A 19,697-nucleotide genomic window follows, 5' to 3' on the forward strand; every position below is an offset into this window, starting at 1 on the left:
TGAATTAACTTCAGGGTTCCCGGAATCAACTTCAGGGTTGACGTTTCCGTGTTTCGCGTAGTCTGTAGCAACTTCAGGGTTCCCGGAATTAACTTTAGGGTTGACGTTTCCGTGTTTCGCGTACTCTGAATTAACTTCAGGGTTGACGTTTCCGTGTTTCGCGTAGTCTGTAGCAACTTCAGGGTTGAGGTTAATACAAACAGACTGGAGTTTTAAAGTTCACCAACAGTTTTAAACCCTAGAAATCAGATATTTTGAGACTCTCATAATTATAAATTGCGATAAATTACTGGAATTTTGAATTTTTTCAGAAAAATCGACAATTTCACGTATGACAAATTTTTAAATCATTGTCCACTATAGAATTATGAACAATTTGAAAGTAGGGTGTAAATTATGGCAAGAATAAAACGCAGTTCACGTATTCTAAGCAAAGCTGAAAAACGTCTAGCTAGTATTGAATCTATTAATTCAAGCCTAGATGTAGGAGAAGGGTTGACAGTCCAAGGTTATAACGAAAAAATTGAAAAAATGCGACAATCTCTACAAGTATACAATCGCGCTCTTTCTACTATCGATAATTTATTAACCCAACTCATCGAAAACGAACAAGATCTAGCAGACTATTCTGAAAAAATTTTGCGTGGTATTGCTTATAAATTTGGTAGCAATAGCCATGAATATCAGATGGCTGGAGGTACTCGCAAAAGCGATCGCAAGCGTCCTGTGCGTCAAAGTCCGGTTGTGCCTACTAGCCAAGAATAGGGCGGGATTTCACAACCAATTCGTAATTGCGAAAGTCTCATACCAATTTGAAAACAATAGTACAGATGGGTAGGCGCACAGCAATGTTCATCTGTGTCAACTTAACGTGAAAGGCTTTGTTGCTCCAGATATTTGATCCCCCAACCCCCTTAAAAAGGCAGGGGGCTAAAATTCTAACTCCCCCTTTTTTAAGGGGAGTTAGGGGGTTTATGGTGCTAAGAGACAGAACCTCAAAGACTACTAATGAGCAATGTTGCGCTATAGACTATGACAAACAATCTTAAAAGTAGCGATTTCCATTTACCTTATAATCCAAAGCTTGTAGAAAGAGCAAAAGAACTTCGCAAAAATATGACCACAGCAGAAAAAAAGCTGTGGTATGAGTATTTGAGGAATTTTAAATTTCGGGTTTTAAGGCAACGACCAATTAATAATTTTATAGTTGATTTCTATTGTCCTAATTTACAACTAGTGATTGAAATTGATGGGGATAGCCATTTTACAGATGAAGCTCAAGACTATGACATAGAGAGAACAATAATTCTAGAAGGCTATGGTTTAAAGATTATTAGGTTTACAAATAGTCAAGTTTTAAATCAGTTTGATAGCGTGTGTGTGCAAATACAGGATTTAATCACCCCTAAACCCTAAACCTCATTTTTAAGGAGAAACTTTCTTAAAGTCTCCCCTTTGTAAGGCTACGGTGTATATACAAGTCTTATAACCTAGCCCCACAACGTTTTGATCCCCCCTAGCCCCCCTTAAAAAAGGGGGGTAAAGAATCAAAGTCCCCCTTTTTAAGGGGGATTTAGGGGGATCTAGATATGTGCAATTTCACATTAAATTGGTATTAATAATGTTTAATTATTTGGATTTTGCAAAAAATTTCTAGCTACACGATTGAGAAAACTTAAGTAATCATCAATTTCTTCGTAGCCATCTAGTTCTTGTTCTTCTTCTGAATTGAGTGAATAATTTTGCTGTTTGGCTAGTAAAGCTGCAATGCGATTTTGGATAATACTAGAGGTATTCCCTCTTGCAACTCAATGCTGATTGCACCTTCTAAAAGTAAGGTAGCAGGTAAATTATGAAGCGTTGGCAGCAATGGAGTTGTCATAGTAATTCTATGAAATCTTGTAAGCGATCATAGCGTATATCTTAGATTTACCACTAAAAATCACGGCTAGAAAATGCCAAAATTCTATAATTCCTCGTTAGATAATAATGGCTCAAATGATTGGTAAGCGTCATAATTCCGAAAGTGTCGAGCATATAAATCAACAACATCCTCAGATGAATCAATGTCATCATACAAAACTGAATTAATATCTACTACTTGTAGCAAAGACCAAGTAATAATTTCCCCATTTTCATTTATATAGCTGACGCTCTCATTTTTTCCATGATTTAAAGCCTTGGCTTTTGCTGACTCTAAAGAAGCAGCTTTAATTAAAACAAAAATTTCTTGGTACAAAGGTTGATAATCAGGTGCATTAGAGGATGATTTATAGAGAATAATAGCAATGTAAAATGATTCTGATTTATTTGTACTTTCAGGTTTAATTTTATATTATCCAAAAATACAATATTGCCTACAAAATAGTTTCAATAAATAGAACGGACTAAATAAACATAAAATACTATGTCATTGCGTTTAATTATGCCTGCCTACTTATCTAGATTGGACACAACAGACGGTAAAACCGACAATTAGATGCTGGAAGCATCCGGTACTTTAGATAATTGATATTTATCTTCACTCACTCTATTTCCTCCCAATCCTCAATCTGCAACCCATTCACACGATTAAACTCTTTTGTATTATGCGTAACTAATATCAAATTATTCGCCATTGCAATAGCCGCAATCTGCACATCATAAGGGCCAATCGGCGTACCACTAGCAGCCAAATCAGCCCGAATTCTTCCTGCTATCCTTGCTGCTTCTGAATCTAAATGTATAATATTAAACTGACTAAAAAAACGTTGCAATATTTCTAAATTTCTCTGGTGTTGAACGCTATGGTAAGCACCATAGTAAAGTTCTAATTGGGTGATTGTAGAAATTACAATCTCTTCTGGTTGTTGGGATGCCAGTCGATTTGTTACCGCAAGACTGCTATTATTGATTAAGCGGATACACACATTTGAATCCAGCAGATAAGTCAAAATAGCGGCTCCCTAATTTCATATTCTCCCTGTTCTGGTCGTTCTAGAGGTTCTCCTACCCACCCACCAATTACCTCCTCAAAAAACCCAGGCATCCAGCCCCGTTGCTCTGGTGTTTTTAGCTGAGTTGCTGTTTCTAGTGGTTGATAAATCACCATGATTTCTACTTCTTTATCTGTGATTCCTACTGGGATATCTAAATGTAAAACCCCATCTGCCCCAACACGCTTTTTTAATTTAATACTGTGCATAGCTGATTATCCTTTAGATAAGTAGATCGGACTGCTCTAAATATAGGTATTCCCTCTTGCAACTCAATGCTGATTGCTCCTTCTAAAGGTAAGGTAGCGGGTAGATTATGAAGCGTTGGCAGCAATGGAGTTGTCATAGTAATTCTATGAAATCTTGAGAGTCATTATAGTGTATATGTTTTTCACCGCCGAAACCAACCAGATACCCAACGCCACAACCGCCGCCACCACCCCCAAAACCCACGCCGAGAAACTACAGGCGCTTTTGGTTGCGAAAGACGCTCAATTCTATCATTGCAATATTGCACATCAGCATCAAGTCCCATTTCCTGATATAGTTCACGCGCATTGCGATAAGCACCCAGCGCGTCTGCTTCTCGGTTGACGTTTTTTAAAGCCACACCTAAATTAAACCAAGCGTTTGCTTCACCTCGAATATCGCCTATCTCCCTTTTTATATTCAAAGACTGCTGGAAGAACTCAATCGCCCGTGGGTATTGTCCCAGGGAGTTGTAAGCATTGCCCAAATTGTTTAAGGAATTACCTTCGTCCTTGCGATCGCCGATCTCCCGTGTGATATGCATTGACTGCTGGTAGAACTCAATCGCCCGTTGGTACTGTCCCAGGGAAAGGTAAGCACTACCCAAATTGCCTAAGGATTTACCTTCGCCATTGCGATTGCCAATCTCCCTTGATATTTCCAGAGACTGCTGCAAGAACTCAATCACCCATTGGTACTGTCCTAGAAAGTGGTAAGCATTAGCCAAATTGTTTAAGGATTGAGCTTCGCCATTACGATCGCCTATGTCCCTAAAAATTTCCAAAGACTGCTGGCAAAACTCAATCGCCTGTTGGTACTTTCCAAGAGAGTAGTAAGCAATACCTAAATTCATTAAGGACAAGCCTTCAGAATTGCGATTACCCATTTCCCTAAAAATTTCCAAAGACTGCTGGCAAAACTCAATCGCACGTTGGTACTTTCCCAGGTATATGTAACTAAGACCTAAATTCATTAAGGAATTACCTTCGCCATCGTGAGCGCCAATTTCCCTAGCTATTTCTAAAGACTGCTGGTAAAACTCAATCGCCTGTTTGTACTTTCCCAGGGAGTCGTAAGCACTGCCCAATCTCATTAAGGATAAGCCTTCTGTATAGCGATCGCCTATGTCCCTAGAGAGTTCTAAAGACTGCTGGTAAAACTCAATCGCCTGTTGGTAATTTCCCAGGTGTTTGTAAACAAGGCCTAATGAAGTGAGAGAAGTCCGATAATTCCAATTTTGTCTATCTCCAATTTCTTCCCATTTACTTACCAACTGTCCGTATAAATCAAGTTGAACAGTGTAATAGCCCCGTAAGGTCAAAAAATCATCGCAAAAGTTTAATACATCAAATGCCGAGTCATAATTTTTTAGTTGATACCAGTGATAGAAAACTTCTAGATGTTCTTTGATATCTTCTTTAGTCTGCCAGGGTTTTTGTTTCTGATTTAAAAGATAGTAATAAATTGCTTTTTGATGCGCCTCTGTCTGATTGCCAGCCTTATACCGCACATACTCCAAAACCACTGGCTGAAACTCAAACTGCCGCTTACCATTCAGCTTTTCTACCACCAAAGAACGCTTAACAATATTTCTTAATTCTGCCTCAATCTCTGCTGCTGAACTTCCCGGCAAAACAGCTACTGCTGCTGCACTGTCAACTGCACCACGATAAACACTAATATTCAGCAATAAAGCCTTTTGTAACTCATTCAATCTATTAAAACTGGCATCTAATACCAACACCATTCCCACATTTTCCCGGCGATGTACACCTACTACTTGAGGATCTGTCAACAACTGCCGCAAGTTCCCTAAACCTAAGTCTGCTAATCTGCTTAAATTTGGATCTTGAGGATATTCTTCTTTTAATAAATCACCTACCAATCGCAACAGTAAAGGATGTCCATCTACCAATTCAACAAACTCAGCTAAATCTCCCTGAATCCCTAATGCTGTTAACAGTGCTACCCCTTCATCTACTTGCAAACCTTTCAAAAGTAGCCACTCAAAACCTTTTAATTCTGGTCTTTCTCTAGTGGTAACTATTACCTTACTATTACCGCCAAATTCCACCCAAGTGTTGAAAAAATCACCGTAGAATAGACTTCCCCAGTGTCTATTAGGTTGTAATAAACTCTCCAGGTTGTCAATAATCAGTAAAAATTCACTACTGCGTAAACACCTCACCAGCGCTTCTACTAACTGCGCTTCTTCATCTGGAATCGGAAAACCAAATTCACTGAGTACTTGACGGGCTAAATCGCTAAAACTTGCCCCATAACTAACATCACCCCAAAATCGCTTGGGGAAACCTGCTATTTCGTTATAAATTTTCGCAGCCAGCATCGATTTACCTGTGCCACCGATGCCTTCTATGCCAATTAAAAAGGTATTGTTATCAGTTAACCATTGCTGTATTTGGGCGATTTCTGTTTTTCGTTCTTGCCAATAAGCCAAACTTTTCTGAGGGTTCCCAGCTTTGAGAACCCCAGGCGATTCAGCTTTGGTACTGCTTTCTAGATGAACCAGAAATTGAACTTGTTCTGCTGTGAGATGAAAATTTTCTGCATCAACATGACCAATTTGAGTTAATTTACTCTCATCTTGGGCAGTTCCCTCTAACTTGATAATTCTTGGCTGATTGGGGTTTGGTTCTTCCACCATAGGGAATATTGCTGAGTGAAATGATGAATCTCACGCAGAGGCGCAGAGGCGCAGAGAGTTAGGAAATTAAGGTAAAACTCAGCGTACCTTTGCGTTACCTTTGTGCCCCTCTGCGTTTAAAAACTCACCTCGTTAGCCTCAATCTTCCCTACTTGCTTGACGCTGCTGTTGTCGTAAGCATTAGCACTGATGGCAATATTATCACCAAGTTTGTCAGCCGATGCTTGTAAAATCTTGGCGATTTCCTCAGCCAGTACTGTATCTGCATCCAAAATCTTCTTTAATTGCACTCGCAAGCTGGCTTGTAAATCCTCATTATCTGGATTCTGCGCTACATCCGCCGCCGCTTCTTTCGCTGCTTCCTTCGCCTCTACTTTGGGATGTAACTTAGCCCAAATAGCTTTTGCTTTATTCCAACCATCTTCACCGACTTTCTGTGATGCGCCTTCTACGGCTTTACTACCCACATTCAGCAAAAATGGCAGACAAGGCGCGAGAAATTTAACAATTAAAGCAATATCCATACATTTACGCGGTTTAACTACTGTTATTTATACAATGGTATGTTAGCGCATTTCCCAAAATAGGTAAGACATTGGCAATAAGTAGAAAGTATACCTGACGCAAAAAATAGATTTTTATTGTTGCGTTAGTGGTGAAAAAATTATGGTTCAACTACGAAGAAACTAAGAAAAAAATAGTCTTGTGTGCTAAGATTTGGGTTCGTTTTCTATCAACTTTAACAAACGCAAATTGCTAACTCCATCTACCCAACTGCCTTTATATGGCAAAAGAATACTAGTGACAGCACCAAGAAATTACGCCTCTAGGTTGTCTGAAGAAATCGTCAAAAAAGGTGGTTTGCCATTACTGATGCCAACTATTGAAACCACTCTGTTAACAGATAACGCTGAGTTAGATGCTGTTTTAAAAAATATAAATCAATTTAACTGGATTGCATTCACCAGTAGAAATGGTATTACTGCATTTTTTCATCGCTTAAATGTTTTGGATATCCCGACATCAGCACTAGAAAATTGTCAACTATGTGCCATTGGCAAAGATGCAGAATTATTATTATCTGTTTCTGGAAGAGTTGATTTGATACCGAAAGAATCTAGCCCAGCAGGAATTGTGGCTGAATTCTCTCAAATTCCTCATATTCATGAGCAAAAAGTACTAGTACCAGTTCCAGAAGTTGTGGGTATCTCAGAGCCTAATGTTGTCCCAAATTTTATTGCAGATTTGCAGAGATTGGGTATCCAGGTAACTCGCGTACCTACATATATTACTCGCTGTTTAGATAAAGAAATTTATGCAGTTGAATTAGACTTACTGCATCAAGGAATGATAGATGTAATTGCTTTTAGTAGCACAGCAGAAGTAGAAAGCTTTTTAACAATGATCGACTCGAATAATGATTATCAGCGTTGTATTGTTGCTTGTTTTGGCCCTTATACAACTGCTAATGCCCAAAAGTTGGGTGTAAATGTCTCTATATTGTCACAAGACTATAGCTCATTTGCGGGATTTGCGGATGCGATCGCGCAATTTTTTCATGAAAAATAAGATTCCCAACTTCTTGTAGGATACTGCTGGTTAATCAAGGGTCTTACCCATCATTTAACGGAAAAACAACAATTTTACAAATGCGATCGCTTAATAAAATTGTCTCTTAAAACTTTTAAAAACGTTTGCGTTTGTTACTCAGTATTGGTAACATTCAGGGAAAAGGTTTGGTAACTAACCAAACCTTGTAATATAGAAGTGAAAGACTCAATTCAATTAAATCATCCTTATTATTCTAAGTACATCTACCTTTAGGATGTATGCATATATGGTAAAAACTGATATTGCAGTTGCTGTCTAGTCTTTTGTATTTGCCCTTTGCAAAGCTGTGGATTGGATGAGCGAGGAAAGCGTCCTAGCCAGAAACGCTTTCCAACTGGATTGACTTGCAGAAAGAGATGGCGAGTGCTGCGCCACTACACCACTCAGGGCTACTAATTTCCTGCCCAATTTAGACAAAGCTGACGGAAATGATCGCCGCGCACTTCAAAATTGGAATACTGGTCAAAACTGGCGCAAGCAGGAGATAGCAACACTACGGAAGCTTGGTACTTTTTGGCTAATTCTGCGGATTTAGGGATTGCTTTGTCCATCGTTTCCACGATTTCATAATTAGAATACCCTACCTCTTGCAGACGTTGGGCAAACGCAGGTGCAGCGTTACCAATCAATAATACGGCGGCGGCTTGCGCTTGAATTTTTGCTAACCAGCCTGTGTCATCCCCAGCTTTGGCTTCTCCTCCAGCAATCAAAATGGCTGGACTTTTCACAGATGCTAATCCGACTTCCGCAGCATCGTAGTTGGTAGCTTTGCTGTCGTTGATAAAATCAATGCCTTCCCAAGTGCAGATATGTTCTAAACGATGGGCTACGCCTGGAAATTCGCGAATTGCACGGGAAATGGCATCGCGATTAATTTCTGCTAACCGCGCTGCTGCAACTGCCATTAATAGATTTTGTTGGTTATGTTCTCCTACCATCCGCAAAGCAGACACTTCCACAATAGGTTCTGGTGTGGAGGTTGCAGACAATTTTTCTATCACCCAACCATCTTCGATATAAAAACCCTTATCACCAATCAGGTAATCTTTACCTTTTACACTTGTCCAATAGGCATCAGGCCAATCACTCAAACCCACTTTACCCAAGTACGCATCATTGCCATTGAACACTTGCAATTGAGATTTTTGCAACAGTTTGGCTTTGATGTTGTAGTAATTATCTAAAGTCTTGTGGCGGCTGAGGTGATCTGGTGTGAAAGTTGTCCAAACACCAATCCGAGGGGACAGAGTTACAGACGATTCGATTTGATAACTACTGATTTCTCCAATCACCCAATCAGGAAGTTTTTCGGCTAAGGCAACTTCACAAGCAGCATAGCCAATGTTACCGCAGGCAGGGGCGTCTAAGCCAGCAGCTTGAAAAATCGCCGCAATCAAAGCAGTAGTAGTAGTTTTACCATTAGTGCCAGTAATTCCTACCCAGGGTAAAGATTGCAAATATCGCCATGCAAGCTCCATTTCCCCAACAGTTTCAATCCCTAATTCTCGTGCTTTGACTAATACAGGAATATCCCAAGGCACACCAGGACTGACAACTATTAATTGCGGTAAATCGGCATCATTGAATTCTAGGGTATTCCCTAGTTTCACAGTTATGTTTTCTGTAGCGAGTTCTTGTTGTTGTTTCAGGAGGGTTTCGGAGGTGTTGCTATCACTTAGCTCCACCTCCCAGCCTTCCCTTTGCAACAATCTCGCCGCAGCAATACCGGATTTTCCTAATCCAATGACAGCAGCTCTTGGCATAGATTGATATGTAGCAGAGGACCCTGGTTAAGCACTACTGATCGTAGCGTCTATTGGCAAAAATTACACCTGATTTTTGTTTATTTAGACTACAAATTTTTGACGATCGCACCAAAGTCAGCTAAAACACGGGCATGATTACGTAGTAATCCCAGTAAATTTAACCGATTACGCTTAATTTCTGGATCGGGGTCCATCACTAAAACACTATCAGCACCATCAAAAAAGCTACTAACAGTAGGAGCAATTTTACTTAATGCTGTTACTAACAGCTGATAATTTCTAGATTGCTGTGCTGCCTGTGTTTGGGGTACTAATTCCACTAAAGCATTGTAAAAAGCTGCTTCCGAAGGCTTTTGGAATAGTTCTTGACGAACTAAGGTAGTTGGTTCCAACTGTTGTGTATCCAAATCTCCTTGAGCTGCTAAACGCGTCGAACGGTTAACGGTTTCATAGATGGTATCTAAAGTAGCATCACGGCGAATTTGTTGTAAGTATAAGGCGCGATCGCGGACATCTAATAAATCCTTTAATGCCCGTTCGGTATATTCGGGGTCATTCTCTCCTAAAACGGCATTTACTAGGTCATAATCAATCTGCTTTTCTTCTTGCAGTAGGGTACGGATACGTTGTAAGAAAAATTCTCGCAACGATATCATCAATTTGCTTCGATCCTTGTTAGGATGTTGCGCTACAAAATCTTCTGTAATTTGTTTTAACAACTCATCTAAATTAATTTTTAAATCAGATGACCATGTAATTTTAATTACAGCATTTGCTGCCCGACGCAAGGCAAAAGGATCGGAAGAGCCGCTAGGTATTAAACCTAGTCCAAAAATACTGACTAAGGTGTCTAATCTGTCTGCTAAACCGACAATTTGACCTGTACTAGTTTTGGGTAAATCATCATCTGCTCCTTTAGGTAAGTAGTGTTCATAAATTGCCTTGGCAACTTCTGCTGTTTCACCACTAGCTAAAGCATATCTCTCACCCATTACTCCTTGTAATTCGGGGAATTCATAAACCATTTGGGTTACCAGGTCAGCTTTACATAGCAATGCGGCTCGCTTTGCATCAATTGTCAATTGAACTAGTTCATGAGATGTTATTGTCCCAGAATTTGCAAGCTGCTCTATAATTTGCTCAGTAATCTTAACGATGCGATCTACCTTGAGCCGTAAAGAACCCAAGTCTTCTTGAAAAGTGACTTTTTCTAACTGTGGTAAAAAGCTTTCTAAAGGCTTGGCTAAATCAGTTTTATAGAAAAACTGCCCATCGGCTAATCTGGCTCTGATGACTCTTTCATTCCCAACAGCAATTATATCTGCTTTGCTGGGATCGCCGTTAGAAATAGTGATGAAATTGGGCAATAATTCTTTGCTATTTTCTGCTTTGAATACCGGAAAATAACGCTGGTGGCTCACCATGACAGTGGTAATCACCTCAGTCGGCAAGTTTAAAAATTCGGCTTCAAATTTACCCACAACAGTGGAAGGATACTCTACTAAGTTAGTGACTTCCTCTAATAAATCGGGGTAGATTTCCGTATAACCATTTAACTTCTGGACTGATGACTTAACTTGCTCTTGGATCGTAGCTGCTCGTTCCTTGGTATCAACTACAACATAGTCAGAGTGGAGGGTGGTAACATAATCTTTAGCTTGGGGAATTGTTACCGTTTCTGGATGTAGAACACGATGACCGCGAGAAATGCGATCGCTTTTCACTATCTTAGAAGCATTCACTAATTCAATCGGCAATACCTCTGCATCTAACAAAGCTACCAGCCAGCGAATTGGGCGGGAAAATCTTACATCTCCATCACCCCAGCGCATCAATCGCTTGCCTTCTAAACCAAAAATCCATTGGGGAACAAGTTCTGTTAATATATCCGCCACCGGACGACCGGGAATGCTTTTGTTCACAAACACAAAATCGCCCTTGTCAGTGGGTCGAATTTGTAGCGCTTCGATTTCCACACCTTGCTTTTTCGCAAAACCGACAGCCGCGGGTGTGGGTTTGCCATCTTTAAAAGCTGCTTGCGCGGGGGGGCCTTTAACTTCCTCTTCCCGGTCTGGTTGTTGAGATGGTAGACCTTGGATGAGTACCGCCAAACGCCGGGGAGTACCATAAACTTCCACAGTGTCGCTAGTCAGGCTGTTTGTTAAAAGACTTTGGGGAATGAGCGATCGCCACTGTACTATCGCATCACGGAGAAAGCTTGCAGGTAGTTCTTCTGTACCAACTTCTAATAAAAATGCAGGCATAGGACAATATTTTGTAAAACAGCCAGTTTCAACAGTTTACCTCGCCGATTATGCTGACGGGTTGACTTTTACTTCTGTACTTTCCAGACTAGTTTTCCGATTTTTGCCAGTGGTCTTGTGTTGACTAAATATACCAGACAGATTGATCTACTTAGCACAAATGAAATCGCATCTCTTAATTTGGAAAGCCGTCACAGCAGCTACTTTGACATTATCTACCGTTGTCAGCCCCATTGATTTAACTCCCGTCACCGCTAACCCTACACCCAAAACTCAGCAACTTAATCAGCTAATCCTTACCTTATCTGGCCATACAGCGCCAATTCGCACCATAGCCCTCAGCGCTGATGGGCAAATTTTAGCCAGTAGCGGTGACGATCAAACAATCAAAGTGTGGAACCCGACAAATGGACTTTTACTCACTACTTTAAAGGGAAACTCAGAAGGAGTACATTCTGTTGCGATTACCCCAGATGGACAAGCATTAGCCAGCGCGAGTTTTGACAAGACAATTAAGCTGTGGGAACCAAAAACTGGAAAGTTAATCCGCACTCTGACTGGACATACAAATCAGGTAACCAAAGTTGTCTTTAGTCCCGATGGCAAAACTTTGGTATCTGCGAGTTATGACAAGACAATAAAGCTATGGAACCCGAAGACTGGGCAATTAATTCGTAGCTTAAAACCTGGGAAAATTTCCACAGCCATTGTGATTAGTCCTGATAGCAAAACCCTGTTTAGCGGTCTTGAAGATGGCAGAATTCAATTATGGAACCTCAGCACAGGAAAACTGCTGCGAACCTTGATTCCGCCTCGTCCCGTAAATCCGACATTTCCCAATCAAAAGGCATCTGGTGTTGTGTCTCTCGCCATCAGTGCTGATGGACAAACCCTGATAAATGGCGGTTACAATGACGCACATCAGTCACTTCAAGAAACTGACGGAAACAATGTTAAGGTGTGGAACCTGAAAACAGGGAAACTAATTCACAACTTCTCTATTGGTATTGGTAGTATTAATAGCGTTGTTATTAGTCCTGATGGCAAAACTTTTGCTATTGGTGGTTATTCCCATAAAGTCGAGTTATGGGATTTAAAAACAGCAAAATTAGTGAATCAGTTGAGTGGTCATGCGGGTGGGATTTATGCTTTAGCCATGAGCAAAGATGGTAAAACTCTCATCAGTGGTAGTGGCGACAAGTCGATTAAAGTTTGGCGGGTTTCGCCTTAGATATTGTGGGAACCTAGGGTAATCTGACAAGTATAGATTTTAAGGGAGGCAAGGCAGACAACAGAGCATCTCTGCCTCCTACTTGATTTTTCAGACAGCTAAGCATGGGAAAATCCCACAACCAAACATGATAATCAATACCCCATGCCTAATTTTCAAGCTAGTTTTGTGATAATTTGCGATCGCTTCCGAATTATTTAGCTGACAAGTTGGATTCTAGATGTGTTGTCATTTAGAGAGTTACTAAGATGCCTACTGATTACGTTCTATTTGTTCACGGAGTCAAAGTTCATGACCAAAAAGAATTTGAGAGGTTATCCACTATCTTGCTGAATCGCATTCGGGACTCTATTAGCGATAAGTCTAGAGTTGTGACGCCAATTTTCTTTTTCTGGGGGGATCTGAATTTGGCAGCACAAAGGGAATTAGTAGCAGGATTAAAAGCATCACCAAAGTGGAACGATTTTTGGTTTAGAGATTTTCGGACAGAGCAGATTCTTGAATTTGTAGGTGATGCAGCGCTTTACTTGAGTCGGCATGTTGGTACACAGGTGGTACAACGGTTCAAAGATAAGGCTTTGGGTGTACTAAAAGGTGGTAACACGAGCGATCGCCTACATATAATTACCCATAGTTGGGGTACTGTCATCTTATTTGACATTCTCTTCGCTCGTCGCTGGGAAGACCTAATGTTGGATGCTGAGGTTCGTGAAAGTGTTAAACAACTCCGTAATACCCTTTTTGGTATCGATCCCAATCCTCAGTCGGGAATTCCGATAGCTAGTATCCAAACGATGGGTTCACCATTAGCACTGTTCAGTCTGCTGAATATCAGTGGCAATGTCAACGGAGTTAGTACCCACGATCTTACGCCTGAACTCAGCAATTTTTTAGAAAAGTTATATACATTGAGACACAAGCCTCTTCCTTGGCGTAATTTCGCTCATCCTGGCGATCCCATTGCCTACCCACTAGAAGGGCTGAAGCAGATGCTTTTAGATCACAGCGCAACCTACGTAGATATCCAAGATGTTATTTCCGAGCAAGGTAACATCTTTAACCGTCCTTTTAGCCAAAAATTAGTTCCATTATTGTGGGGTGGCGAAGCACATAACAGTTACTGGGATAATCAATTGGTTGGTAAAACCATTAGTGAAATAATTCGCGCAGCAGCTTAGTAAAATATCCAGTGGCGTTTACGCCACTGAAAAATCACGTTTGATTTTGTGTCTGACAGCTAGTTTATACAAGATATGATTTTGCCATTAACTTTAGGTTTATCTTTCATCTGCTATTTGTAGCAAGTTTAAAAGTTAAACCTGTTGCAGATTTTATATAAAAATATAAAACCAATATAAATAAAATTATTTCAAATTCAATAGGTAACGCCTATTACAGTCTTAATATAACTTTATCTCTTATTAGTACATTAAGTCTGCATCTCTTCAAGCTCTTAGGAAAATGCTTTGATTAAGAACTTCATAGCTTTTATAGCTAGTCTAATTTTTAGTATTGCAGCAGCAATTATACTCGAAGCTTTAGTCAAAGAATTTAAAGTACCTACATTTACAACTTTGAGTATAGCTATTTTTGGTAGTTATATCTTGATAATGTTTAGTATCATACAGAATCTTATTGCTAAATCTAAGAGAGTTAAATAAACTATAAAGTTGATTTAGCAACCTGTCTATCAATGAAAATGCCACTCCAAGGAGTTTTTGGAGTGACCTCAAGCCCTAAGATGATGTATTACACAAGAAATTATTATCTGCCTAATACTAGTATTATTTGCTCTACCAAAAGAAAGTAAGTTTTAATGACCTTATCTATCGCAAGTAGTAGTTAAAGTTCAGTAATTAGTGTAATAAAACAGTTTTATAGGCTGATTCTGCTTGCTTACACTAAGCATAGGGAAAATAAACTACGCTCAAACATAATCTCTAGCGCCACAGTATTACAGGTTTTTTTAAGACGTTCCAAGGACCGCTTGACCAACCGTGATTTCGGAAGAGAAAATCTAGAACAGTAATTTAGTGAACTTTCGGCGCAATTACCGCGTTGAGTGCAATTTGAGAATACTATTTAAAATAAAATCCCCACGTTGGAAGTGGGGAAGGTGAACCAAAGGCGATCCTATAGTACAATTGTACTTAAAAGATTCAGATATGTCATCTGGCTTTTGGTAAAAGTTCTAACTTTTCGCTTACTTGCCACAGGCGCACGCTGTTTTCTCTACGAAAAAAGCCCCTAGTCAGCACGATGCTGAAAGGGGATAAGGGAGTAATTGAAGTGGTTACTGCTAATCTTTAGGTAAAGCCAATGATCAAGGCACCACTGACTTGTATCAAATAACCGAAACATTAGAGGGTAGAAGCACTGACAACTTTCACTACATTAGCATTAAAAATTACAAATGGTAGAAAGTAATACTACTACTTCTGGTTCCGGGATAGGCTGTTTCCGTTAACTAAAAATTTTCCAGGTGCAGAGCGCTATGCTTTTCTTGATCTCCATCGCCATCATAGAGCCAGCTATTTGAGAGCAAGTTTTAGGATAAAACCTGAAAAAACTCGTTGTTTCAAAAAATAATGACAATCACAGCCTTACTGAAATTAATGTAGCGACTGCAAATCTGGTATATAAGTTACTGAGATACTTGTATCCTGGGAAGGATGCTGCCAATTAACAGGAAACCTCCCAAGTTTTCTCACTCGATGTCTGCATTCAGCAAGCATCTCCTCTAGATTAAATTGGATTTATTTTGTAATTTGTAATATTCCCTGCTCTGCATCTAAAGTTACCTCTACACCCACTGGTAAAGCTGCATTACAACTATCGTGACCAAAAGGTAACCCAGCAACTACAGGAATACCCAAATCACCCAAGCGATCGCGCAAAACTTCTTCGACGCTAAAGCTAGGGACGTTTGGTGGCGCTTCACATCCAGTAAAACCCCCTAAAGCAATTCCTCGAACTTTGGACAAAGCACCGCTTAAACGCCATTGGGTTAGCATTCTGTCAATGCGGTACGGTGCTTCTGACACATCCTCAAATGCCAAAATTACACCAGCAAAATCTGGTTTGAATGGTGTACCTAAAAGATGAGTTGCCACCGTAAGATTACCTGGGAGTAAAATTCCAGTAGCTACACCGCCCCCCCAACCATTACCTTTAAGAGGCTCAAGGTAATGGCCTTCAACCCAATTAAATAATCGCTCACGTGACCAGTCTGGTTCATTGGCAAGTGTCGTTAATACAGGGCCGTGAACGCTAGAAATCCCTACATTGTATAGGCTCCACAACAGAGCAGTGATATCCGAAAAACCTATCAGCCACTTGGGATTGTGAATTGGAGATAATTCGGTTTGCCAATGCCAATCTTCGAGGATGCGGGTGCTACCGAAACCACCTCTAGCGCAGAGGATACCTCGACAATCTGGATCTTCCCATGCCATAGCTAGTTGAGCGCGACGATCTCGATCTTTTCCTGCTAAATATCCCCATTTATCCGCAATCGAAGAGGTAACTTCTACTTTGTAGCCACGCGATCGCCAAATTTCTATACTTTGATAGAAGGTTTCAAATTCTCGCAAAGCACCGCTAGGAGCAATTACACGCAGCAAATCGCCAGGTTTGAGAGGTGGAGGTAAGATTTTAGATTGCATAAATTATCTACTAGTACTAAAAATTACTACCTTTATGGTGCTAACAATGTAATGTAAGGATTGACCTTTTGTTTATTTTTTTTATTCAATGGAAATTTTATGCGCCAAGCAATGAGAGTTAGTCTGCTACTAGCATTTGTAGGAAATTTGGCATGGGCTTTGAGCGCCAAGGCAAATTTTAACGGCAACCTCACCGTAGAAATTGATGGATTTAAAAATAAACAAGGGCAAGTCTGCGCCAGCATCTTTGCCAAAAGTCAAGGTTTTCCTAACAATCGCGATCGCGTATTACAAAGGCAGTGTACCAAGATTACCGACATTCCTGTAAAGCTTAACTTTGAGAATTTGCCAGCAGGTAGTTATGCCGTTGCTGCTATGCACGATAGCAATGAAGACCTCAAACTCAATCGCAATAGCCTGGGGATGCCCACCGAAGGCTTTGGATTTTCCAAAAATCCTGAAGTTAACAGTAGTGCTCCCAAATTTAGCGATGCAGCAATTGTATTGGCAGGCCCAAATACCAGCATTCAAATACATTTAAAATATTTCTGAGTCAATAGTCATTTGTCATTGGTTATTTCTCCCTTGTCTCTCTTATCGCATTTCTCCCCATCCTCTCCCACACTCCCCACACTGCCTTGTCCCCCCTGATCCCTTGTCTGACTCATCCCCCCCGCACCTTGCCCTTTTTTATCTTTGGGCTGGCGTTCTGGCAGGCTCTCTGGCTCTGATACTACACGGATGCGATGAATCTGATTGAGAGCATATCTTGCTGTTGACTGCACTTCTGGATCTGGGTCTTCCAGTGCATGTCGTAACATTTGGCTAATTTGGGACATCATATCGTAAACGCGAGTTAGGTCACGAATGGCATTTTGCCGTACTTGTGGATTTTCATTTTGGATGGAGATTGCTAAAGCACGGTTCATTGGTTTTAGTGTGCGGATGCTGATTTCGCCTAAAGCTGCCAAGATTAAGCTGTGTTCTTGAGAATCTGCATTCATCATTAGGTCTACTAAGGGCTGAATTGCCCGTGAGTCTCCTTGTTGACCTAAATCCCAAATAGCCTTGTGTCGTTTTGCGGGATCGGAAGTGTATAAGTCTTTAATCAATTCGTCAACTATATTGACTTTGGCCAGACGGGAAGTTTGTGCTGGAGGCAACAATTTTGGGGTAACAGATGCTGTGGCTGCCGAGGAATTGCTTCCATCTGAGCTGGCGTTAGACTCTGCTGATGGTGGTGCCATTGCGTCTTTGTCAGCTTCAGTCTTAATTTCACTATCTAAATTTTCTGAATGTTGCGATCGCTTGACCTGACCAAACCATCTCATACAGTAAATAACCGCGCCAATACTTCCTAAAATCCCTAGTCCTAATAGTGACCACCAAATCAAACCTGGCTTGCTTGGCTTGTTTTGAGTACTAGGTTTGGAAGTAGGTACAACAGAAGGAGTAAATGGTTTTTTCGCAGCAATCGCTGCAAGCAGACTTTCCTGCGTCGTGCTGCCAACAATACCGTCTGCTAGCAAACCCTGGGCTTTTTGAAATTGCGATACAGCAACTTGTGTAGTTTCTTTGTACTGCCCATCTACCACACCATTGTAATATCCCAACTGTTTTAATTGGGTTTGCAGAGTTTGTACATCCGCTCCTGTACTACCGGGTCTAAGAGTAGTCGGCTGGACAACTTTAGTTGTATTGGCTTGTGCCAGTATGAAGATACTCGGCTTGGAATCAGGTATCGCGGATTTCGCGGGACTCTGGTATAAACCCAGGTATATAAAACAGGCCAAGATAGGGATTGAGGAGTGGCATAGCCTCATATTACTAGTTTTGAGCAACAGGTATTTTTGAATTATTCGATACCACGATAACTTTAACTTGTCTAAAAGTTAACTTTTATTCTGAGAAAAAATTGCGATCGCATCTTGCTGGAGTTTAGACCAAGCAACAAAAAACGACCCAGCAAAGCTGAGTTGAAAAGAAACAAGCTTCAGGCATGAAAATCGAAAATCCTCAGTAGATTCTGGTTGTTCTTTGCGGGGTTTAGTTGTAGTTTTTTTGACTGTGGGATAGAGAGTTATACGTTGTCGTGGTTGTCCGGTCTTCCAGCCTAGAGACTTTCCACGAGGTTGAGGCGGACAGGCAGGAAGGAGTACCAATCACCGCTAAAATGGTGCCCATCGCCTGGGCAGGCATTCTAGCGGTGATTATTGTCTAATGACTTTTGCCCTTGGTATTGGGTTATCCGCAACGATATCACGCGCTAACCACAATTCCCAAGTCATCATTGGTATCAACTCACTTCAACGCTCACATTGATTGCTTAGGGGTACTGAGCTTGGGTAATGTCCAGCGTAAGCGTTGCTTCAAAAAACGATACCAATGCTCAACAGTAAAGCGCCGCAACTAGAGTTAATAAGAATGCAGTTCAACAGATCGCCAGTAACTAGCCGTCAGTTGGTGCACCTTTTCCGCACGTTGTAAAATTCCCTCTCCTGGTTGCCATGCTTGAAAGTCTGCTTTACCCGCCTAGTCTAAAGCGCGACGGGTTCATTTCTTGGGCGATCGCTTGTGTATCATGGGGGTGTGGATGGGACGAGTAAGGAAATACACAGCACCAAACGCGGCTTTACCATGAATATTCAAAATATTGAACCCACGCCTGATCGCATTCATCGGAGCAACTAGAATCTTGGCTTTGATTTGCCCAAAAGTCTCAATATCTGCACGGTTTAGCACACCTTTCTCTGGTTGTCTGACGAGTTCTCCTGGCTGATCATCCAAACTGTCAGGTACTAAGTGATAAACAACATCCTGCATACTTGACCAGCAGTTATGAATTTCGTTTGCTGCCCAACGGGCTTGATCTTAGGAGTTAACCAGCAACAGAAGGCGATCGCGATCCCTCCAGTGATTATTAGCATCATTATCGCCAAGATGTTTCAACTCTCGAAGTTCTCGCCCCAAATGATCTGTACCGTTACTGCCAACGAGCGATCACGCTATTTCCTGAAACAAGCCCATTTTTTGGCGTTCAGGTTTACCAGAAATCCGGAGGGGTTTGTTCTTTTAGTTGAATTGGGGAAGAAATTTGAAATTACTTTGAGGGATCGCATCTCTCGCCCCCTGTTCTGGCATCAAAACACCCTGCGGATTACCAATGTGGAAACAGGAGAATCTCACAACTAGGACTTTGCAGAAATAGCCCGCAAATTAGAGCCACTGTGACCGCGAAAAATTACATTTTGAACAAAGATAGTTCAAATGT

At 40.9% G+C, this 19,697-nt stretch carries 19 protein-coding genes; 7 read left to right on the top strand and 12 right to left on the bottom strand.

Annotated features, from left to right (window positions below):
• Nucleotides 1-396 precede the first annotated feature (396 nt).
• On the top strand, nucleotides 397-765 hold the full coding sequence (locus BV372_RS29835; RefSeq protein ID WP_086690360.1) for a hypothetical protein: 369 nt from the start codon (nucleotides 397-399) through the stop codon (nucleotides 763-765).
• Between the two features lie 267 nt (nucleotides 766-1,032).
• On the top strand, nucleotides 1,033-1,416 hold the full coding sequence (locus tag BV372_RS29840; RefSeq protein ID WP_086690362.1) for an endonuclease domain-containing protein: 384 nt from the start codon (nucleotides 1,033-1,035) through the stop codon (nucleotides 1,414-1,416).
• Between the two features lie 337 nt (nucleotides 1,417-1,753).
• On the opposite strand, the gene BV372_RS38250 is transcribed toward BV372_RS29840, so the two are convergent.
• The 6 genes from BV372_RS38250 to BV372_RS29870 form a co-directional block, all read right to left on the bottom strand.
• A complete protein-coding gene (locus BV372_RS38250) occupies nucleotides 1,754-1,882 on the bottom strand; it encodes a hypothetical protein (RefSeq protein ID WP_306299023.1) in 129 nt (42 codons plus the stop codon).
• Between the two features lie 84 nt (nucleotides 1,883-1,966).
• On the bottom strand, nucleotides 1,967-2,329 hold the full coding sequence (locus BV372_RS29850) for a DUF4288 domain-containing protein (protein ID WP_086690364.1): 363 nt from the start codon (nucleotides 2,327-2,329) through the stop codon (nucleotides 1,967-1,969).
• Nucleotides 2,330-2,525: 196 nt separating this feature from the next.
• Nucleotides 2,526-2,933 (bottom strand): type II toxin-antitoxin system VapC family toxin, encoded by a 408-nt coding sequence (locus tag BV372_RS29855; protein WP_086690366.1) that lies wholly within the window; start codon nucleotides 2,931-2,933, stop codon nucleotides 2,526-2,528.
• A complete protein-coding gene (locus BV372_RS29860; RefSeq protein WP_086690368.1) occupies nucleotides 2,930-3,184 on the bottom strand; it encodes a hypothetical protein in 255 nt (84 codons plus the stop codon). Before BV372_RS29860 ends, BV372_RS29855 begins: the two co-directional genes overlap by 4 nt.
• A 182-nt stretch (nucleotides 3,185-3,366) precedes the next feature.
• Nucleotides 3,367-5,889, bottom strand: a complete 2,523-nt coding sequence (locus BV372_RS29865; RefSeq protein WP_086690370.1) for a tetratricopeptide repeat protein — start codon at nucleotides 5,887-5,889, stop codon at nucleotides 3,367-3,369.
• Between the two features lie 116 nt (nucleotides 5,890-6,005).
• Nucleotides 6,006-6,413, bottom strand: coding sequence for a hypothetical protein (locus BV372_RS29870; RefSeq protein ID WP_086690372.1), 408 nt, complete (start codon nucleotides 6,411-6,413; stop codon nucleotides 6,006-6,008).
• A gap of 271 nt (nucleotides 6,414-6,684) precedes the next feature.
• Between BV372_RS29870 and BV372_RS29875 the strand changes: the two genes are divergently transcribed.
• Nucleotides 6,685-7,458, top strand: a complete 774-nt coding sequence (locus BV372_RS29875) for a uroporphyrinogen-III synthase (RefSeq protein WP_256973542.1) — start codon at nucleotides 6,685-6,687, stop codon at nucleotides 7,456-7,458.
• Between the two features lie 434 nt (nucleotides 7,459-7,892).
• Here the strand turns inward: BV372_RS29875 and murD are convergent, their stop codons facing one another.
• A complete protein-coding gene (murD, locus tag BV372_RS29880) occupies nucleotides 7,893-9,263 on the bottom strand; it encodes a UDP-N-acetylmuramoyl-L-alanine--D-glutamate ligase (protein ID WP_086690373.1) in 1,371 nt (456 codons plus the stop codon).
• 89 nt (nucleotides 9,264-9,352) lie between these two features.
• Nucleotides 9,353-11,530: a glycine--tRNA ligase subunit beta gene (gene glyS, locus BV372_RS29885; RefSeq protein ID WP_086690375.1), complete on the bottom strand. Its 2,178-nt coding sequence runs from the start codon at nucleotides 11,528-11,530 to the stop codon at nucleotides 9,353-9,355.
• 160 nt (nucleotides 11,531-11,690) lie between these two features.
• Here glyS and BV372_RS29890 point away from each other — a divergent pair, with 160 nt between their 5' ends.
• Nucleotides 11,691-12,761 carry a WD40 repeat domain-containing protein gene (locus BV372_RS29890; RefSeq protein ID WP_086690377.1) on the top strand — a complete coding sequence of 357 codons (1,071 nt, stop codon included), beginning with the start codon at nucleotides 11,691-11,693 and terminating at the stop codon, nucleotides 12,759-12,761.
• A gap of 248 nt (nucleotides 12,762-13,009) precedes the next feature.
• Complete coding sequence (locus tag BV372_RS29895; protein ID WP_086690379.1) at nucleotides 13,010-13,939, top strand: hypothetical protein; 930 nt, start codon at nucleotides 13,010-13,012, stop codon at nucleotides 13,937-13,939.
• A 1,578-nt stretch (nucleotides 13,940-15,517) separates the two neighbouring features.
• On the opposite strand, the gene BV372_RS29905 is transcribed toward BV372_RS29895, so the two are convergent.
• On the bottom strand, nucleotides 15,518-16,426 hold the full coding sequence (locus BV372_RS29905) for an LD-carboxypeptidase (RefSeq protein ID WP_086690383.1): 909 nt from the start codon (nucleotides 16,424-16,426) through the stop codon (nucleotides 15,518-15,520).
• A 99-nt stretch (nucleotides 16,427-16,525) separates the two neighbouring features.
• Between BV372_RS29905 and BV372_RS29910 the strand changes: the two genes are divergently transcribed.
• A complete protein-coding gene (locus BV372_RS29910; RefSeq protein ID WP_086690385.1) occupies nucleotides 16,526-16,978 on the top strand; it encodes a DUF2141 domain-containing protein in 453 nt (150 codons plus the stop codon).
• 8 nt (nucleotides 16,979-16,986) lie between these two features.
• On the opposite strand, the gene BV372_RS29915 is transcribed toward BV372_RS29910, so the two are convergent.
• The 3 genes from BV372_RS29915 to BV372_RS29925 all read right to left on the bottom strand — a co-directional run bounded on the left by BV372_RS29915 (nucleotide 16,987) and on the right by BV372_RS29925 (nucleotide 19,249).
• The gene (locus BV372_RS29915; protein WP_306299024.1) at nucleotides 16,987-18,219 is read right to left on the bottom strand and encodes a peptidoglycan-binding protein; all 1,233 of its coding nucleotides are present in this window, start codon (nucleotides 18,217-18,219) and stop codon (nucleotides 16,987-16,989) included.
• Nucleotides 18,220-18,318: 99 nt separating this feature from the next.
• Complete coding sequence (locus BV372_RS36765; RefSeq protein ID WP_179198278.1) at nucleotides 18,319-18,588, bottom strand: hypothetical protein; 270 nt, start codon at nucleotides 18,586-18,588, stop codon at nucleotides 18,319-18,321.
• 391 nt (nucleotides 18,589-18,979) lie between these two features.
• The gene (locus BV372_RS29925; RefSeq protein ID WP_086690389.1) at nucleotides 18,980-19,249 is read right to left on the bottom strand and encodes a hypothetical protein; all 270 of its coding nucleotides are present in this window, start codon (nucleotides 19,247-19,249) and stop codon (nucleotides 18,980-18,982) included.
• A 15-nt stretch (nucleotides 19,250-19,264) separates the two neighbouring features.
• Here BV372_RS29925 and BV372_RS29930 point away from each other — a divergent pair, with 15 nt between their 5' ends.
• On the top strand, nucleotides 19,265-19,618 hold the full coding sequence (locus BV372_RS29930) for a hypothetical protein (protein WP_086690391.1): 354 nt from the start codon (nucleotides 19,265-19,267) through the stop codon (nucleotides 19,616-19,618).
• The last annotated feature ends 79 nt before the right edge of the window (nucleotides 19,619-19,697 follow it).

It is taken from the genome of Nostoc sp. T09, assembly GCF_002154695.1.
Classification (GTDB): Bacteria; Cyanobacteriota; Cyanobacteriia; order Cyanobacteriales; family Nostocaceae; genus Aulosira.